The sequence below is a fragment of the Oleiphilus sp. HI0043 genome, from assembly GCF_001634935.1.
The window spans coordinates 1-639 of sequence record NZ_LWEY01000314.1 but is presented as its reverse complement, the minus strand read 5'-3'; the positions used below and the strand labels follow the sequence as shown (position 1 = coordinate 639).

Annotated in this window: 1 protein-coding gene; it reads left to right on the top strand. The window is 43.2% G+C overall.

All coding sequences use genetic code 11. The features are described from left to right. Window positions 1-149: 149 nt before the first annotated feature. On the top strand, window positions 150-639 hold a 490-nt coding region (locus tag A3729_RS04355; protein WP_231877336.1), incomplete at its 3' end, for a transporter substrate-binding protein.

Genomic DNA, 639 nt, shown 5'->3' with positions numbered 1-639 from the left:
TTATTTGACGTAGTCGAATTCGTCAATCAGCCAATACCCCCGAAGCAGTATATTTTTCATAATCGTTCATGAAGAGGCTATAACTCCAAATTTATAACAAGTGCCTCATTATCCAAGAGTCTTATTTTGAGGAAGGTAGAATCATGACAATGAAAAAAATGCTTAAAGGTTTAGTTCTTAGCGCAAGTGCTTCAGCATTTGCAATGAGCGCAATGGCTGCTGACACGATTAAAGTCGGTGTACTTCACTCTCTATCAGGCACTATGGCGATCAGTGAAACAACACTGAAAGACACGGTTCTAATGATGATCGAAGAGCAGAACAAAGAAGGTGGTTTGCTAGGTAAGAAGCTAGAGCCTGTTGTGGTTGACCCCGCATCGAACTGGCCATTATTTGCAGAGAAAACACGTGAACTGCTTACTAAAGACGAGGTTGACGTAATTTTCGGTTGCTGGACGTCATCTTCACGTAAAGCGGTTCTTCCTGTCATTGAAGAGTTGAACGGTTTGTTGTTCTACCCTGTTCAGTACGAAGGTGAAGAGTCGTCTAAAAATGTTTTCTACACAGGTGCTGCGCCAAACCAGCAAGCGGTTCCAGCCGTTGACTACTTGATGAATGACCTTGAGGTTGAGCGTTGGG